This is a genomic window from Nocardioides sp. GCM10030259, from assembly GCF_042666375.1.
In the GTDB taxonomy this organism is placed as follows: Bacteria; Actinomycetota; Actinomycetes; order Propionibacteriales; family Nocardioidaceae; genus Nocardioides.
The window spans coordinates 605,542-622,555 of the sequence record NZ_JBHTDF010000018.1; the positions used below are offsets into that span (position 1 = coordinate 605,542).

Annotated in this window: 13 protein-coding genes and 1 pseudogene; 11 read left to right on the forward strand and 3 right to left on the reverse strand. The window is 72.0% G+C overall.

Annotation, left to right across the window (positions count from 1 at the left end; translation table 11 throughout):
- Positions 1–3: 3 nt before the first annotated feature.
- Entirely contained in the window at positions 4–1,407 is a 1,404-nt protein-coding gene (locus tag ACFQQI_RS15980; RefSeq protein ID WP_378565348.1) for a vanadium-dependent haloperoxidase, read from the reverse strand.
- Between the two features lie 138 nt (positions 1,408–1,545).
- Entirely contained in the window at positions 1,546–3,309 is a 1,764-nt protein-coding gene (locus ACFQQI_RS15985) for an N-acetylmuramoyl-L-alanine amidase (RefSeq protein WP_378565351.1), read from the reverse strand.
- A 173-nt stretch (positions 3,310–3,482) separates the two neighbouring features.
- On the opposite strand from ACFQQI_RS15985, the gene ACFQQI_RS15990 reads away from it, so the two are divergent.
- The gene (locus ACFQQI_RS15990; protein ID WP_378565354.1) at positions 3,483–4,361 is read left to right on the forward strand and encodes a DUF3068 domain-containing protein; all 879 of its coding nucleotides are present in this window, start codon (positions 3,483–3,485) and stop codon (positions 4,359–4,361) included.
- A 159-nt stretch (positions 4,362–4,520) separates the two neighbouring features.
- Positions 4,521–6,353, forward strand: a complete 1,833-nt coding sequence (locus ACFQQI_RS15995) for a phosphoenolpyruvate carboxykinase (GTP) (RefSeq protein WP_378565357.1) — start codon at positions 4,521–4,523, stop codon at positions 6,351–6,353.
- Between the two features lie 35 nt (positions 6,354–6,388).
- On the opposite strand, the pseudogene ACFQQI_RS16000 reads toward ACFQQI_RS15995, so the two are convergent.
- A pseudogene (locus ACFQQI_RS16000) lies at positions 6,389–7,147 on the reverse strand (phosphatase PAP2 family protein); the annotation flags it as partial.
- Between the two features lie 68 nt (positions 7,148–7,215).
- Between ACFQQI_RS16000 and ACFQQI_RS16005 the strand changes: the two are divergent.
- From ACFQQI_RS16005 to ACFQQI_RS16045, 9 genes are all read left to right on the forward strand, one after another.
- Positions 7,216–8,085, forward strand: coding sequence for an FAD binding domain-containing protein (locus ACFQQI_RS16005; RefSeq protein ID WP_378565360.1), 870 nt, complete (start codon positions 7,216–7,218; stop codon positions 8,083–8,085).
- Positions 8,085–8,558 (forward strand): (2Fe-2S)-binding protein, encoded by a 474-nt coding sequence (locus ACFQQI_RS16010; protein ID WP_378565363.1) that lies wholly within the window; start codon positions 8,085–8,087, stop codon positions 8,556–8,558. Before ACFQQI_RS16005 ends, ACFQQI_RS16010 begins: the two co-directional genes overlap by 1 nt.
- Positions 8,555–10,909, forward strand: a complete 2,355-nt coding sequence (locus ACFQQI_RS16015; protein ID WP_378565366.1) for an aerobic carbon-monoxide dehydrogenase large subunit — start codon at positions 8,555–8,557, stop codon at positions 10,907–10,909. Before ACFQQI_RS16010 ends, ACFQQI_RS16015 begins: the two co-directional genes overlap by 4 nt.
- A 9-nt stretch (positions 10,910–10,918) precedes the next feature.
- Positions 10,919–11,878: a LysR family transcriptional regulator gene (locus ACFQQI_RS16020; RefSeq protein ID WP_378565369.1), complete on the forward strand. Its 960-nt coding sequence runs from the start codon at positions 10,919–10,921 to the stop codon at positions 11,876–11,878.
- Between the two features lie 202 nt (positions 11,879–12,080).
- Positions 12,081–12,320, forward strand: a complete 240-nt coding sequence (locus ACFQQI_RS16025; protein WP_378565372.1) for a hypothetical protein — start codon at positions 12,081–12,083, stop codon at positions 12,318–12,320.
- The gene (locus tag ACFQQI_RS16030; protein ID WP_378565374.1) at positions 12,320–13,192 is read left to right on the forward strand and encodes an FAD binding domain-containing protein; all 873 of its coding nucleotides are present in this window, start codon (positions 12,320–12,322) and stop codon (positions 13,190–13,192) included. Before ACFQQI_RS16025 ends, ACFQQI_RS16030 begins: the two co-directional genes overlap by 1 nt.
- On the forward strand, positions 13,189–13,713 hold the full coding sequence (locus ACFQQI_RS16035; protein WP_378565376.1) for a (2Fe-2S)-binding protein: 525 nt from the start codon (positions 13,189–13,191) through the stop codon (positions 13,711–13,713). The genes ACFQQI_RS16030 and ACFQQI_RS16035 overlap by 4 nt, the downstream gene beginning before the upstream one ends.
- Positions 13,710–16,112, forward strand: coding sequence for an aerobic carbon-monoxide dehydrogenase large subunit (locus ACFQQI_RS16040; RefSeq protein ID WP_378565378.1), 2,403 nt, complete (start codon positions 13,710–13,712; stop codon positions 16,110–16,112). The genes ACFQQI_RS16035 and ACFQQI_RS16040 overlap by 4 nt, the downstream gene beginning before the upstream one ends.
- Positions 16,109–17,014, forward strand: coding sequence for an XdhC family protein (locus ACFQQI_RS16045; RefSeq protein WP_378565381.1), 906 nt, complete (start codon positions 16,109–16,111; stop codon positions 17,012–17,014). The genes ACFQQI_RS16040 and ACFQQI_RS16045 overlap by 4 nt, the downstream gene beginning before the upstream one ends.

Below are 17,014 nucleotides of genomic sequence, written 5' to 3' on the forward strand. Positions count from 1 at the left end.
ACCTCACCTGTGGTGGTGATGATGTCCGTGGCGATGGTGCTGCCGGTGGTGCCCCAACGGCAGGAGGTAGTGCGAGGCTGCCCAGCCCGCGACGTTCTGGCCGAGGGCCCTGCCCTGCACGTCGGCCGTGCGGAAGTGCAGGCCGGCCCAGATGCGGGCCTCGACGAGCTCGTCGAGCACCTTCGAGAAGCTGCCGAACTGCCGCACGGTGGGATCCCCGGGTTGGAGCAGCGTCGAGACGCTCGTGATCGAGAATCCGCCCGGGACCGTGTCACCGAAGAACATCTGCAGGATGCGGGTGTTCGCTCCGTCGAGGCACAGGTGGCCCGACGGGTGGTCGGGGTACGGCGCCGAGATCAGCGGCGACCAGCCGGTGTCCGCCTCGGTGCCCGCGTTGCGGTCCTCCGTGCCGCGCCTGATCGCGTTCCACGGACGCCAGAAGTCCCAGTAGTACTTGTCGTTCCAGCAGTTGATCGACGCATCGGCCCCGCTCAGGTTCTGCAGCGCGAACAGGCGGGCGGTCTCGAGCGCGTCCAGGTCGCTGCGCGTGGTGAGCTCGCGCGAGACCTCGTTCCAGCTCCTGACGGGCGTGCTCTGCCACCACCGCGCGATGTAGGTCTGGGTCGTGGACCGAACGGCACTGTTCGCCGCGCCGATCGCCTTGACCTCGTTGTACTCCGCCGCCCACTGGGCGCTCTCGAGCGCGAGCGGTCCAGGTGTGCGGAACTGCGAGGAGGACGTCATCGTGAACGGCCTGATCCCGCCCGCCCAGGGGGTGGGGTCGAGGACGGGCAGCCCGGTGGCCGGGTCCGTCAGCGGCGACCAGTGCCCCGGAGCCGGGTTCGGCACCCACTGGGACGGACCGAAGCGGCCGTCGTCCACGCGGTCCTCGATCATCGCCTGGGCCGCGGCCGCGCCGGCGGCGACCCCCTTGTCCTCCGCCGGGCCGTCGGGGATGGCCGCGAGCGCGTTCGAGTACCGGGTGGCGAGCGTGGCGAGCAGGGTCGCCCGACCGGGCTCCGGGAAGCTCGGCACGGTGGAGACGATGTCGCGGAGGACGCCGTACGCCGCGGCGGCCACGGCGGCGTCCTCCGAGGCCCACGGGGAGAACCGCTGCTTGAGCAGGTAGGGCCGGAAGTGCTTGTGGCTGATCGCGTTGACGGCGTCGTAGACCGCTCCCTGGACCATCGCCACGTGGACCGCGGCGGCCGGTGGGGCGCCTCCTGCCGGGCCGGGCAACGCGATGAGCGTGTTCACGGCGATCTCGTTCCACGCCCGTACGGCGTCGCCGTCCGCTGGGTCGTGACCACCGCGGGCCCTGGCAGCGTCGCTCGTGGACGCCGACACCCCGCCGAGCACGAGCACCATGGCGGTCCCTACGCCGACCAACATCCGGTTCGATCTCATCGCTCCTCCTTCTGGCCAGAGGACGCGAGTCCGGGGAGCAACGTCCTCCCGGTTGTCGACATCGCCAGCGAACTGCGCGGCGGCCGGAACCGCATCGCGCATGTTGAGGAACTCCGCGACGAGAAGCAGGGGCCGGGGTCAGCCGCGCTTCCGGCGCTTGCGGCGGAGGACGCCGACCTTGGCCGTGATCGAGGACGGGTCGAAGCCGGTCGCCCCGTGGTAGGTGATCGTGGCGGTGGACCAGCCGGGCTTGACCACGGGGAACTTCGCGACCGCGTTGCCCTTGCCGTTCAGGGTGACCGTCGCGGTCTGCTTGCGCAGCTGCACGGTGACGGTACCGCCGGGTCGGACGCCCGCGCCCACCGCCCGGACCTTGACGCCGATCGCTGCCTTGCGGTGCAGGCGGGGGGTCTTCAGGACGAGCCTGGTCACGGCCGTCACGACCGCGGGGGCGGCCGCGGCCGTCGTCGCCGCCGTGTAGCCCTCGCGGGTCGCCGTCGTCTGGACGCCGAGCGTCGCGCCGACGTCGTCGGCGGTGGTCGTGTAGGTCGTGGCGGTCGCGCCCGGGATCGCGGTCCCGTTGCGCGTCCAGGCGACCGCGACGGCCGAGTCCGAGGGGTTGAACGTGGCGGGCGTGACGGACAGCGTCTGCCCGAGCCCCGTCGAGCCGCTGATCACCGACGGCGTCACTTCGACGATCGGCGGCGGCGGCGCCGAGCCGGCCGCGACGATCTGCCGGGTCGCCTCCCGGATCGCGGGCAGCTGGGCGTAGAGGAGGCCGCCCGGGCAGGCGGTGTCGTTGGTGTCGCGGTGGCCGTCGATGACCGGCAGGCTCACCGTCCGCCGCGCGCGGAACTTGTCGCTGCCTTCGGACGTGACGGTGGCCGCGCCGAGAGGGTCGAGCCCGTACGGCGCGATCTTCCACGCCGCGATCGACGCCACGGCGGAGACGATCTCCGGCGTGGGGCCGACGGCGTCGTAGTTGCCGATGACGCAGACGCCGGTCGACGTGGCGTTGAAGCCGAGCGTGTGGGCGCCGCGGACCAGCTTCCTGGGCCCGCCGTACCGGCCCACCCAGATCCGGCCCCACTTGTCGACGAGGAAGTTGTAGCCGATGTCGGACCAGCGCAGGCTCTTGGTGTGGTAGCGGTAGAAGCCACGGAGCAGTGCGGGGACGTCGGCCTGCGAGTAGTCGTTGCCGCTCGCGGAGTGGTGGACGTGCACCTGCTGGAGCGTCGAGTTGTACTGCGGCTTGCTCGAGCGCCAGCTCTCGTCGGCGCCCCACTTGCGGCGCGTGAGCATCGCGGGCTGGGTGACCGTGCGGCGGCGGGACATGCGGCGGCCGCGGGCGCCCGCCGAGCCCGCCCGGCCGGGCTCCGGGTGGACGCGCGCGTCGCCGCGGAGGCGGCGGGGGTGGAGGAGCACCAGGGCGAGGTCGCGCGGTCGGTTTCCGTCGACCCGGATGTCGATCCCGTCGGAGCGGCCGATCCAGAGCAGCTGCGTGCCCCGGGTGGCCGACCGCTCGGCGGCGCCGGCGTCGGGCTCGTCGTGCATGAGCGGCGCGGGCCGCCACGGCCCCCACTCGCCGCGGACCCGCGAGCGGATGTGGACCTCCGGGGACCGCGGGCCGGTCCAGGTGAACCCGACCATCGAGTGGGTCGAGGTGCCCAGCTCGCGCGAGCGCCAGGTGCCGGCCGCGGTCGCCGGCAGCAGGTCGTCGCCGAGGCGCACGGTCAGCTCGCCCACCGAGGAGTCGGAGGAGAGCTCGAGGCGCGGGCGTCCGGAGGTGTCCTCGTCGGTCAGGGTCGCGGCGATCTTGGTCGCGGCGGTGGCCGCGCCCAGCGCAGCGGCCCCGGCCAGGCCGAGGATGACGGGTCGACGGTGCGTGTGGCTGTGGTCCACCGTGACAGTCTCCGTCACAGGAGCAACATCCGCCACAGGGACGCGCGGATCCGTCCCGGTTCGGGGGCGTACAATGTGATTACGGACTCAGATTGTCCAGCCGCAGGCATAGCCCTCTAGGGTTCTCCCGGCGCGTCACCCGGGCGCAGCCATCGCGACGGAAGACACCCAGCATGCGCAAGATCCTTGCCCCCCTCCTCATCGGCCTCGGCGGGTTCCTCGTCGTCCTCGCTGTCGTCGCTCAGACGTGGGCACCCGGGCAGCTGGAGCGCACCCCGCTGGACACCGACACCACGACGCTCCTCTCGGGTGAGGCGGCGATCACGGGCGGGACGCCCGAGCCCGTGCTGGCGTTCAGCCAGAACCGGACCGACCCCGAGAAGTCGGACGACGACGTCGCCGTGTTCGAGGCCTCGCTGTGCGTCGTCCGCGACCAGGGCGGCATCGACAGTTGCGTGACCGCCGACGACCCCGAGGGCCGGCTGATCAGCGCCTCGGAGGAGACCTTCGCGACCGACCGCCACACCGGCGTCACCGTCGACAACGGTGACTACCTGCCGGCCGACGCGCCGCAGCAGGAGGGCCTGCAGAACAAGTGGCCGTTCGGCGCGGAGAAGAAGACCTACCAGGTCTGGGACGACGTGATGCGCGACGCCGTCGACGCGACGTACGAGGGCACCGAGGAGCTCGACGGCCTCGAGACCTACCACTACGTCGCCAACGCGGAGGCAGACGGGATCGTGGTGCTCGCCGACATCGAGGGCAGCTACTCCGCCACGACCGACTACTACATCGAGCCGCACACCGGGGCGATCATCAAGCAGGTCGTGCACCAGGAGCGCGTCGGCGACGGCGTCGGCCCGCTGATCGAGATGGACCTCGCGTTCACCGACGACCAGGTCGCCGACAACGTCGACGACGCGGAGGACAACGTCTCCCAGCTGCGTCTGATCGAGACCACCGTGCCGATCGTCGGGTACGTCGGCGGCGCGCTCGCGCTGGTCGCCGGCATCGCGCTGGTGGTGCTCGGGCGCCGCCGCGCGACCGACTGACGCACCCCTCCGGACGTCGCTCGACTTAGGCCTCCTGAGGACGAAAGCCCAGTCTGTACTGGGATTTGGGGCACATTGGGCGACCCCGTCTCCACGCGCGCCTGAATGTTGGGTACGGTGCCCGACATTCGCCGAGGGGATCGAGAGGTTGCGACGGACATGGTCGACGTGGACAGCGCGCTGGACGAGGCAGGACTGACGAACCCGCGGGTGCGGGCCTACGTGGCCGAGTGGGCCGCGATCACCCAACCCGACCGCGTCGAGGTCGTGACCGCCGCCGACGACGCACGCCTGGTGCAGGAGGCGCTCGACGCCGGCGAGCTGCTGCCCGCCGGCCCGGGGCGGTACTACTCCCGCAGCTACTTCAAGGACACCGCGCGCACCGAGGAGCGCACGGTCGTCGCGACCGGCAAGGAAGACGACAAGGGCGTCTACAACAACTGGAAGCCGGCCTCGGAGATGACCGAGATCCTCACCGAGCGGATGCGCGGTGCCTCGGCCGGCAAGACGATGTACGTCATCCCCTACCTGATGGCGCCTCCCGGCTCCCCGCTCGAGCCGTACGCCGCCGGCGTCGAGATCACCGACTGCCGGCCCGTGGTGCTGCACATGATCCGGATGTCGCGGGTCGGCGTGCAGTACCTCAACGAGCTCGACGACCCCGACAGCTTCGTGCGCGCCGTCCACGTCACCGGCGACCTCCCGAACCTCGGCCAGGGCACGCCCGACGACCAGCGCTACTTCGCGACCATCGCCGACGAGCGGACGATCCTCCACTACGGCTCGTCGTACGGCGGCAACGCGCTGCTCGGCAAGATCGCGCACGGCCTGCGCCAGGCCTGCTACGACGGCCGGGCCTCGGGACGCTTCCTCGCCGAGCAGTTCATGCTGCTCGGCATCACCGACAACGAGACCGGCAAGCGCTGGCACGTCTGCGGCGGCTTCCCGAGCGCGTCGGGCAAGACCAACCTCGCGATGACGCTGGCGCCGGACGCGCTCGGCGACCGCTACCGCGTCGACTTCTACGGCGACGACATCGCCTGGCTGTGGGTCGGCGAGGACGGTCGCATCCGCGCGCTGAACCCGGAGTTCGGCGTCTTCGGCGTCGCCAAGGACACCAACGAGAAGACCAACCCGACCGCCCTCGACTCGATCGGCGACGGCAGCGGCGCGATCTTCACCAACGTCGCCTACAACGACCAGACCCAGGAGGTCTGGTGGGAGGGCAAGACCAAGAACCCGCCCGAGGACCTCACCGGCTGGCGGGACTGGAAGGGCAACCTGGTCTCCGAGCGCGAGGCCGGCGACGACTCTCCCTGGGCGCACCCCAACAGCCGCTTCACCACGACGCTCGCGAACGTCCCCAACGTCGCCGCGGACTTCGAGGCGCCCGCCGGCGTCCCGATCGACGCGATCATCTTCGGCGGCCGCACCAGCGACCGCGAGCCGCTGGTGCGCGCGATCTCCGACCTCGCCGAAGGCGTGTACGACGGCCTCACGCTCGGCGCCGAGGCGACGTTCGCCACCGAGGGCATCGACGGGCAGCTGCGCTACGACCCGATGTCGATGCGCCCGTTCATGGCGTACGGCGAGGGCGACTACGCGGCGCACTGGCTGAAGATCATCGGCTCGGCCTCCGAGCAGCCGATCTTCGCGCACGTCAACTGGTTCCAGCGCGGCGAGGACGGCCACTTCCGGTGGCCGGGCTACCGCGACAACCTGCGCGCGCTGCTGTGGCTGTGCCGGTTCAAGGACGGCGACGTCTCCGGCCGGCCGACCCCGGTGGGCGTCCTGCCGACGAAGGAGGAGCTCGAGCTCGAGGGCGTGGAGATCACGCCCGAGGACCTCGAGGCGATCCTGACCATCGACGTCGAGCGGTGGCGGCAGGAGATGGGGTTCCGCGAGGAGCACCTCCGGCAGTTCGACGGGCTGCCCGAGGAGATCTGGACGGCGCACAGGCGGGTCGCGGCGGCGCTCGACGCGGAGGCCTGAGCCCCGGCGAGCGCCGATCGGGTCAGCCACAGCGCGCCGACGACCAGCACCGAGCCGGCGAGGCCGTCGAGCCAGTAGTGGTTGGCGGTGCTGACGACCACGAACACGGTCGCCAGCGGGTGCAGGAGCCACAGCCAGCGCCAGCGCGTGCGGCACGCGACGACGAGCACGACCGCGAGCAGCAGCGCCCAGCCGACGTGCAGGCTCGGCATCGCGGCGTACTCGTTGGACATGCTGCCGAGCACCGGCGCCTGGTAGATCGACATCCCGCCGGCGTGGCCGGTGTCGGTCATGCCGAGCGAGTCCAGCAGCCGCGGCGGGGTGACCGGCACCAGCACGTGGAAGACCAGCGCGACGCCGGTGGCGAGCAGCAGCGCCCGCTTGGCCCAGGTGTACGCCGGGCGCCGGTAGCGGAAGAGCCAGACCAGCACGGCGATCGTCAGCGGGAAGTGGACGGACACGTAGTAGCGGTTCGCGAGGTCGACCAGCCATTCGTGGCCGAGCGCCCAGGCCTGGAGAGACGCCTCCGTGGGCAGGCCCAGCCAGCGCTGCGCGTCGACGATGTCGACCGCGTGCGCGTCGGCCGCGCCGAGGTCGTCGACGGCGAGCACGCGACCCAGGTTGTAGAGGAGGAAGGCGCCGAGCACCTGGGCCAGCTCCCGCAGGACGTCGATGCTGACGACGCGGCGGGACGCCAGGGGCGCAACCGTGCTCACCGCCATCGCCGTCGTACCTGACCTCTCGAGAATCCTGGTTCCGTGACGAGTCCGACCCGCGGACCGGGCCGGACTCATCGGGAGGAGCGGTCCGGCCGTCTCCAGATACGCGCGCGCGACGGCTCGCCGACTCGTAGCATCGGCCTGTGCAGGTGCCGGCGCCGATCGAGTACGAGCGAGCGACCAGCGTCGAGCACGCGATCGGCCTGCTGGAGCGCCTCGGCGAGGAGGCCCGGCTGATCGCCGGCGGGCACAGCCTGCTGCCGATGATGAAGCTGCGGCTGGCCAACCCGGAGTACCTCGTCGACATCAACGACCTGCACGGCGAGCTCGGCTACATCCGGATCACGCCGACCGAGGTGCGCATCGGCGCGATGACGCGGCACCGTGAGCTGCTGGAGTCCGACGAGCTGGCCGTGGTCTGCCCGATCTTCCGCGACGCCGAGCGGGTGATCGCCGACCCGCCGGTGCGCAACCGCGGCACGCTCGGAGGCGCGCTGTGCCAGGCCGACCCGTCCGAGGACCTGTCCTCGGTGTGCACGACGCTCGGCGCGAGCTGCGTGGTCCGGGGGCCGGGCGGGGAGCGGGTGGTGTCGATGGACGACTTCCACCGCGGCCCCTACGAGACCGCGGTCGCCCACGCCGAGATGCTGACCGAGGTGCGGATTCCGGTGCGACCGCGCGGCAGCAGCGCCTACGCGAAGGTCGACCGGCGCGCGGGCGACTGGGCGGTCGTGGCTGCCGGCGCCGCGGTCTGGGTGGACGAGCGCGACACGATCGCCGACGCCCGGGTCGGCCTCGCCGCGGTCGGGCCCAACACCACCGGCATCCCCGAGGTGTCGGCGGCGCTCCGCGGCCACGCGCCGTCCGAGGAGGCGTGGGAGCTCGCCGGCACGATCGCCGCCGAGGCGTGCCGCCCGGTGACCGACAGCCGCGGGTCGGCGGACTACAAGCGGCACCTCGCGGGTGAGCTCACGCGGCGCACCCTGCGCACCGCCTGGGAGCGGATCGCCTGATGGAGGTGACGCTCACGGTCAACGGCGAGGCGGTGACCCGCGACGTGGAGGCGCGGCTGCTGCTCGTCCACTTCCTGCGCGACGAGCTCGGCCTGACCGGCACCCACTGGGGCTGCGACACCAGCAACTGCGGCACCTGCGTCGTCCTGTACGACGACGAGCCGGTCAAGTCGTGCACCGTGCTCACCGCGATGGCCGCCGGCCACGACGTACGCACTGTCGAGAGCCTGGAGTGGGAGGGCGAGCTCGACCCGGTGCAGCAGGGGTTCATGGAGTGCCACGGACTGCAGTGCGGCTTCTGCACCCCGGGGATGCTGATGTCCGCCCGGGCGCTGCTCGACCGCGACCCCGACCCGAGCGAGCAGGCGATCCGCGAGGCCATCGCCGGCCAGATCTGCCGGTGCACGGGCTACGCGTCGATCGTGCGCTCCGTGCGGTGGGCGGCCGAGCATGCCGACGGGAGGGAGTCGTGACGACGGTGACCCCGCTCGGCCACGGCCGGATGCTCCGCAAGGAGGACCGGCGGTTCGTGCGCGGCAAGGGCACGTTCGTCGACGACATCAACCTGCCGGGGATGCTGCACCTCGCGGTGCTGCGCTCGCCCGTCGCGCACGCGCGCATCGTCGGCGTCGACACCCTCGCCGCCGAGGCGCACCCGAAGGTCAAGGCGGTCGTCACCGGCGCGATGCTCGCCGAGCGCGGTCTCGCCTGGATGCCCACGCTCTCGGGCGACGTGCAGGCCGTGCTGGCCACCGACAAGGTGCGCTTCCAGGGCCAGGAGGTCGCGTTCGTCGTCGCTGAGGACCGGTACGCCGCCCGCGACGCGCTCGAGCTGATCGACGTGGAGTACGACGTGCTCGAGCCCGTCGTCGACGTACGCCGCGCGCTCGACCCCGACGCGCCGCTGATCCGCGACGACGTCGACGGCAAGCGCGACAACCACTGCTTCGACTGGGAGACCGGCGACGCCGACGCGACCGCCGCGGTCTTCGACCGCGCCGAGGTCGTCGTCCGCCAGGAGCTGGTCTTCCCGCGCGTGCACCCGGCGCCCATGGAGACCTGCGGCGCCGTCGCCGACTACGACCGGGTCGACGACAGGCTCACGCTCTGGGCGACCACGCAGGCGCCGCACGCCCACCGCACGCTGCTGTCGATGTTCGCGGGCATCGCCGAGCACCGGATCCGGGTCATCTCGCCCGACATCGGCGGCGGCTTCGGCAACAAGGTGCCGATCTACCCCGGCTACGTGCACGCGATCGTCGGCTCCATGCTCACCGGGCGCCCGGTCAAGTGGACCGAGGACCGCACGGAGAACCTCGTCGCGTCGGGCTTCGCCCGCGACTACGTCATGCAGGGCGAGATCGCCGCCGACCGGTCGGGTCGGATCCTCGCGCTGCGCAGCCACGTGCTCGCCGACCACGGCGCCTTCAACGGCACGGCCGCGCCGCGGAAGTTCCCCGGCGGCTTCTTCGGGGTGTTCACCGGCAGCTACGACATCGAGGCGGCGTACTGCTCGATGACCGCGGTGCACACCAACAAGGCGCCCGGTGGCGTGGCCTATGCCTGCTCCTTCCGGATCGCCGAGGCCGTCTACCTCGTCGAGCGGATGGTCGACATGCTCGCCGCCGAGCTCGGGCGCGACCCCGTCGAGCTGCGGCTGCAGAACTTCATCCGGCCCGACCAGTTCCCCTACACGAGCCGCACCGGCTGGGTCTACGACTCCGGCGACTACCCGCGCGCGATGCAGGAGGCGCTGCGGATCGCGGGGTACGACGAGCTGCGGGCCGAGCAGGCCGAGAAGCGATCTCGTGGTGAGCTCATGGGCATCGGCGTCTCCTTCTTCATCGAGGCCGTCGGCGCCGGGCCGCGCAAGGACATGGACATGCTCGGCCTCGGCATGGCCGACGGCTGCGAGCTGCGGGTGCACCCGACCGGCTCCGCGGTGATCCGACTCGCCGTGCAGACGCAGGGGCAGGGACACGAGACGACGTTCGCCCAGCTGGTCGCCGAGGAGCTCGGCATCCACCCCGACGACGTCGACGTCGTGCACGGCGACACCGACAACACGCCGTACGGCCTCGGCACCTACGGCTCCCGCTCGACGCCGGTGTCCGGCGCGGCGGCGGTGCTCGCGGCCCGGCGGGTGCGCGACAAGGCGCGGCTGATCGCGGCCGGGATGCTCGAGGTCGCCCCCGAGGACCTGGAGTGGACCAAGGGCCGGTTCGACGTGCGCGGCGTGCCCGGAGTCGGGGTCACCATCCAGCAGGTGGCGATGCGCGCGCACGGCGCCGGCGACCTGCCCGAGGGCGTCGAGGGCGGGCTGGACGCACAGATCTCCTACAACCCGGAGAACCTGACCTACCCGTTCGGCGCCTACATCTGCGTCGTCGACGTCGACCCCGGCACGGCGGTCGTGAAGGTGCGGCGGTTCATCGCCGTCGACGACTGCGGCACCCGCATCAACGAGATGATCGTCGAGGGCCAGATCCACGGCGGCCTCACCGACGGGATCGGGATGGCGTTGATGGAGTTCATCGGCTTCGACGAGCAGGGCAACTGCCTGGGCGGCTCGCTGATGGACTACCTGATCCCGACCGCGCTCGAGGTGCCCGACTGGGAGTGCGGCACGACCGTCACCCCGTCGCCGCACCACCCGATCGGCGCGAAGGGCGTCGGCGAGTCCGCGACGGTCGGCTCGCCGCCGGCGGTCGTGAACGCCGTGGTCGACGCGCTGGCGCCGTACGGCGTCCGCCACGCCGACATGCCCCTCACCCCGTCACGCGTCTGGGAGGCGATGCGCGGCCGTGCTGCTCCTCCGTCCTGAGGGCGTCGTATGACCCCCACCCAGCTCCGCGCCTTCGCCGCGGTCGTCCGGCTCGGGTCGGTGAAGGCTGCCGCCGCCGACCTCGGCGTCACCGAGGCGGCGGTGTCGCTGCACGTCGGGCAGCTGCGCAAGGAGCTCGGCGACCAGCTCTTCAACCGGACCTCGGCGGGCCTGGCGTTCACGCCCGGCGGGCTCCGTCTCGCGAGCCGCGCGGTCGAGCTGCTCGGCCTCCAGGACCGCACGGTGCTCGAGGTGCGGGCGGCCGGCGCCGGGCGCCGGATGCTGCGGCTCGGCACCACCGCGCTGTTCGCCGAGCACGCCGCACCCGGGCTGATCGGCGTCTTCGCCGACCGCGCGCGCGACCTCGACGTCGAGCTCAGCGTGCACCGCGCCGGCGACCTGGAGTCGATGCTGCTGACGCGCACGGTCGACGCGGCGGTCGGGCCGCGGCCGGTGACCTCGGACCCGGCCGTGAGCAGCCGGCTCTTCCTGAACTACCAGATCCTCGGCGTGGTGGCGCCCGACCACCCGCTGACCCGCGCCGGCCAGCCGGGGGCCGCGCTGCTGCGCGACCAGACCTGGCTGCTCGGCCCGTCCGCCGCCGACGACGCGGGCGTGATCCCCGGGATGCTGCACCGCATCGGCGTACCCGAGGACCGCCAGCAGATCTTCCAGTCCCACGCGGCCGCCGTCGAGGAGGCGAAGCGGGGCGCCGGCATCTGCCTGACCGTCGCCTTCGCCGTCGCCCAGGACCTCGCCGCCGGCACCCTCGCCCGCGTGCCGGGCCGGCTGCTCCAGGGCCAGGGCTCCTGGCACATCTCCATCCTCGGCGGCCAGCGGGCCACGCCCGCCGCGGAGGAGATGGCGCGGTTCGTCACGACCCCGCGCGCCACCCAGGCCATGCTCCGGGGCCGCGGCGTCACCCACGGCCGGTTCAAGCCCGCCGTGCACGTGACCCTGTGGAGCTGACCCCGTCACGCATCTGTCGGATAGTCCGTCACGAAATGGCCGCCCGAGCGGCCGGAAGGGCGGCCAGAACGTGACGGACTATCGTCCCGTCACCCGTCCCGATACCCCACCTAAGCGAACTCTTGATTCGCTGTTGCCGCCCCCTGTGATCGGGAGCACAGTGGCGTCATCCTGAGGTGGCACGAGTGGAGGAGGGGGACGCGTGCCGATCGAGTCGGATGGCCACAGCCGGGGCAACCCACGCATGTACGAGCTGATCGAGAACGCCCCGAAGACCGGCAAGAGCCCGACGGTCTGGGCGTTCCCGCAGTTCGTCGAGTTCCTCAAGGTCGCCGGGCAGCCGGTGCAGGGGCCGTGGCCGCCGCACCAGCAGCCGCGACCCGACCCGACCGAGGTCGAGTCGCTCCCGATCGCGGTGCCAGACCCCGAGGCGGGCGCCTGATGTACCCCTCACGCTTCGCCTACGAGGCGCCGCGCTCCCTCGACGAGGCCATCGGGCTCCTCGCGGAGGGGCAGGGCGAGGCCAAGGTGCTGGCCGGGGGCCAGAGCCTGGTGCCGCTGCTCAAGCTGAGGTTCGCCGCGCCCGAGATGCTCGTCGACATCAACAACCTGCCGGGCCTCGACGGCCTCGAGATCGCCTCCGACGGCAGCATCCGCGTCGGCGCACTGGTCCGCCACCGCGACCTCGAGCGCTCCGCCGACCTCGCGCGCGTGCAGCCCGTGATGGCTGCGGCGGCGCCGCTGATCGCCGACCCGATCGTGCGCACCCGCGGCACGCTCGTCGGCTCCCTCTGCCACGCCGACCCCCAGGGCGACTGGGCCGCAGCGGTCATGGCGGCCGACGGCCACGTCGTCGCCCAGGGGCCGCGCGGCCGGCGCACGATCCCCGTCGCCGACTTCGTCACCGGGCCGTTCCAGACCGTCCTCGAGTACGACGAGGTCGCGGTCGAGGCCGTGGTCCCGGCCGCCCGCGGAGAGGTAGCCGGCGGCTTCCTCAAGCTGGAGCGCCGGGTCGGCGACTTCGCCACCGCCGGCACCGCGGTCGCCCTCGAGCTGGACGGCGACCGGGTCAGCCGCGCGGGCATCGCGCTCACCGGCGTCGGCAGCCGCACCGTCGACGCCCGGGCCGCCGCCGACTCGCTGGTCGGCCAGGTGCTGACCCTCGACGCGATCGCGCGGGCCGCGGACCTAGCGGCGGACGCCGCGCAGCCCAACTCCGACCACCGGGGCAGCGCGTCGTACAAGCGCCACGTCATCCACACCTTCGTCACCCGGATCCTCACCCGGGTCACGACCACCGAGAGGGCAGCATGACGAGCCTGTACGAAGAGGTACCGGACGCCCCGGCCGAGGGCGTGCCGGTACGCCGGGTCACGGTCAACGTCAACGGCCGCGCTCGCACCGCCGACGTCGAGCCGCGGCTGCTGCTCGCCCACCTGCTGCGCCAGGGCTTCAAGCTCACCGGCACCCACACCGGCTGCGACACCACCAACTGCGGCGCCTGCACGGTGCTGGTCGACGGCCTCCCGGCGAAGAGCTGCACGATGCTCGCGGTGCAGGCCGACGGCCACGAGGTCATGACGGTCGAGGGCCTCGGCACACCGAGCGGGCTCGACCCGATCCAGGAGGCCTTCAAGGACGAGCACGGCCTCCAGTGCGGGTTCTGCACGCCCGGCATGATGCTCGCCGCCAAGGCGCTGCTGGCCGAGAACCCCGACCCGACGGAGGACGAGGTGCGGTTCGCGCTCTCGGGCAACCTGTGCCGCTGCACCGGCTACCAGAACATCGTGAAGGCGGTCCTCGCAGCCGCCGCGAGGATGCGGGGCGACGCATGACCGTCACCGAGCCCAGCCGCGCGCTGGACGAGATCAAGATCGGCGGCATGGGTGCGAGCCGCAAGCGCGTCGAGGACAACCGCTTCATCCGCGGCCGCGGCCACTACATCGACGACGTGGTGCTGCCCGGGATGCTCCACATGGAGATCCTGCGCAGCCCCGTCGCCCACGCTCGCATCGTCTCGATCGACACCAGCGCGGCGTGGGACATCCCCGGCGTACGACTCGTGCTCACCGGCGAGATGATGGCGACCCGCAACCTCGCGTGGATGCCGACGCTCAGCTACGACACCCAGGCGGTGCTGGCCACCGACAAGGTCCGGTTCCAGGGCCAGGAGGTCGCGTGCGTCATCGCCGACGACCCCTACATCGCCAAGGACGCGTGCGACGCGATCGTCGTCGAGTACGAGCAGCTGCCGGTGATCGTCAACCCGACCCAGGCCATGGCCGAGGGGGCGCCGCTCATCCGCGACGACAAGGAGGGGCAGACCGACAACGTCTGCTTCGACTGGGAGGTCGGCGACCGCGCCGGCACCGACCGCGCCTTCGCCGAGGCCGACGTCGTCTCGAAGATCCGGCTGCACTACCCGCGCTCGCACCCCTCGCCGCTGGAGACCTGCGGTGCGGTCTCCGACTTCGACCGCGCGACCGGCAAGCTCACCGTCTACCTGACCACGCAGGCGCCGCACATCGTGCGCGCGGCCGTCGCGCTGATCGCCGAGCTGCCCGAGCACATGATCCGGATCGTCTCGCCCGACCTGGGCGGCGGCTTCGGCAACAAGGTGCCGGTCTACCCGGGCTACGTGATGTCGATCCTCGCGTCGATCCTCACCGAGCGCCCCGTGAAGTGGATCGAAGACCGCACCGGCAACCTGATCTCGACCGGCTTCGGCCGCGACGTCTATCTCTCCGGCGAGATGGCGCTGCGCCGGGACGGCAAGATCCTCGGCGTCCGCATGCACACCGACTCCGACCACGGAGCGTTCTTCGGCGACGCGCAGCCGAGCAAGTTCAAGATCGGCCTGCTGCACTCGGCGTTCTCCTGCTACGACATCCCGACCGCACACCTGACCGCGCGCGGCGTCTACACCAACAAGGCGCCAGGCGGCGTCGCCTACCGGTGCTCCTTCCGGGTCACCGAGGCGATGTTCTTCCAGGAGCGGATGGTGCAGGCCGCGGCCGAGGACCTGGGCATGGACCAGGCGGAGTTCCGGCGGATGAACTTCGTCCGCGACGACGACTTCCCGCACCGTACGCCGTTCGGCTTCCTCACCGACTCGGGCCAGTACGAGAAGTGCCTCCAGGTCGGCCTCGACGCGATCGACTACCAGGGCTTCCTGCGCGAGAAGGCCGAAGCGGCGCGGAACGGCCGGCTGCTCGGGATCGGCATCTCCTGCATGACCGAGCCGCTCGGCGCCGGCAACAGCCGGGAGTACGACATCCTCGGCATCAAGATGTTCGACTCCGCCGAGCTGCGGGTGCACATGACCGGCAAGGCGATCCTGCGCACGGGGGCCAAGACGCAGGGCCAGGGCCACGAGACGACCTGGGCGCAGATCGTCGCCCACGAGCTCGGGCTGCCGGCCGACGACGTGGTCGTCGAGGAGGGCGACACCGACACGGCGCCGTTCGGCATGGGCACCTACGCCTCGCGCAGCACGCCGGTCGCCGGCGCCGCGGTCGCGATGGCCGCGCGCAAGGTGAAGGCCAAGGCCCGCAAGCTCGCCGCCCACCTGCTCGAGGTGTCCGAGGAGGACGTCGAGTGGGAGCTCGGCCGGTTCTACGTCCGGTCCGCGCCCGACCGCGGCGTCTCGATCCAGGAGTGCGCGATGGCGGCGTACTCCAACATGCCCGACGGCCTCGAGCCCGGGCTGGAGGCCAACGCCTACTACGACCCGCCCAACCTGACCTGGCCGTTCGGCTGCTACATCGCGACCGTCGAGGTCGACCCGATGACAGGGGTCTGGGACGTCCTGAGGTTCGTCGCCGTCGACGACTGCGGGGTGCGCATCAACCCCATGATCGTCGAGGGCCAGATCATGGGCGGCCTGACCGAGGCCTACGCGATGTCGTCGATGCAGTTCATCACCTTCGACGAGGAGGGCAACTGCATCGGGTCCAACTTCATGGACTACCTGCTGCCCACCGCCTGGGAGACGCCGGGGTGGGAGCTGCACGAGGTCGTCACGCCCTGCCCGCACCACCCGATCGGCGCCAAGGGCGTCGGCGAGTGCGCGACGGTCGGCGGGCCGGCGGCCTTCGTCAACGCGGTCATGGACGCCCTCAAGGGGCACGGCGTCCGCAACGTCGACATGCCGCTGCTGCCCGACCGGGTCCACGAGGCCATCACCACCGGCACCGACGTCTCCGGTGCCCCTCCGATCAGGACCGACCGATGAACGACGCGGTGAGTGACCGGGTCCCGGAGGACCAGGCGTACGCCGTCGCGACGGTCGTCTGGCGCCAGGCGCCGTCGTCCGGCCAGGTCGGCTCGCGCGCGATCGTCACGGCCGACGGCGAGATCCGGGGCTGGATCGGCGGGGCCTGCGCCGAGCCCACGGTGATCCGCGAGGCCCAGCGCGTGATCCGGGACGGCGAGCCGCGGCTGCTCTACCTCGGCGCGACCGAAGGCCTCGTGCTGCCCGAGGGGATGACCGCGATCCCGATGTCCTGCCAGAGCGAGGGTGCCTTGCAGATCTACGTCGAACCCGTGCTGGAGCCCGTCCACCTCGTCGTGGTCGGCCACTCGCCGATGGCGCGCACGCTGGCGGACCTCGCCACGACGCTCGGCTGGCGGGCCGAGCTGGTCTCCGGCGCCGACTTCGCGGACGCGCCCCTCGACCACCGGTCGGTGGTGGTCGTCGCCACCCAGGGCCACAACGACGAGGACGTCGTCGGCCGGGCCGCGTCCGCAGAGCCGGCGTACGTCGGGCTGGTGGCGTCCCACAAGCGCGGCGAGGCGGTGCTCGGCTACCTGGCGGAGCGGGGCGTCGCGCAGCACCTGCTCGGCCGGGTGCACACGCCGATCGGCCTCGACCTCGGGCACACGACCCACCAGGAGATCGCGGTCTCGATCCTCGCCGAGCTGGTGCAGGTGCGCGCCGCGGGTGGCTTCGCAGTCGGCGAGCCTCCGGCCCGGACCATGCTGCCGATGGCGGAGGTCGCCGAGGCGCTCGACCCCGTGTGCGGGATGACGGTCACCGCCGACGACGCCCACTTCCCGCTCGAGCACGAGGGCACGACGTACTTCTTCTGCTGCGTCGGGTGCCGCGACGCGTTCCTGGCAAGGGCGGAGGCCTGA

Excerpts from the sequence above, each read along its gene's own strand:
- ACFQQI_RS15980 (WP_378565348.1), bottom strand. The coding sequence starts at position 1,407 with ATGAGATCGAACCGGATGTTGGTCGGCGTAGGGACCGCCATGGTGCTC.
- ACFQQI_RS15990 (WP_378565354.1), top strand. The coding sequence starts at position 3,483 with ATGCGCAAGATCCTTGCCCCCCTCCTCATCGGCCTCGGCGGGTTCCTC.
- ACFQQI_RS15995 (WP_378565357.1), top strand. The coding sequence starts at position 4,521 with ATGGTCGACGTGGACAGCGCGCTGGACGAGGCAGGACTGACGAACCCG.
- ACFQQI_RS16010 (WP_378565363.1), top strand. The coding sequence starts at position 8,085 with ATGGAGGTGACGCTCACGGTCAACGGCGAGGCGGTGACCCGCGACGTG.
- ACFQQI_RS16020 (WP_378565369.1), top strand. The coding sequence starts at position 10,919 with ATGACCCCCACCCAGCTCCGCGCCTTCGCCGCGGTCGTCCGGCTCGGG.
- ACFQQI_RS16030 (WP_378565374.1), top strand. The coding sequence starts at position 12,320 with ATGTACCCCTCACGCTTCGCCTACGAGGCGCCGCGCTCCCTCGACGAG.
- ACFQQI_RS16035 (WP_378565376.1), top strand. The coding sequence starts at position 13,189 with ATGACGAGCCTGTACGAAGAGGTACCGGACGCCCCGGCCGAGGGCGTG.
- ACFQQI_RS16040 (WP_378565378.1), top strand. The coding sequence starts at position 13,710 with ATGACCGTCACCGAGCCCAGCCGCGCGCTGGACGAGATCAAGATCGGC.
- ACFQQI_RS16045 (WP_378565381.1), top strand. The coding sequence starts at position 16,109 with ATGAACGACGCGGTGAGTGACCGGGTCCCGGAGGACCAGGCGTACGCC.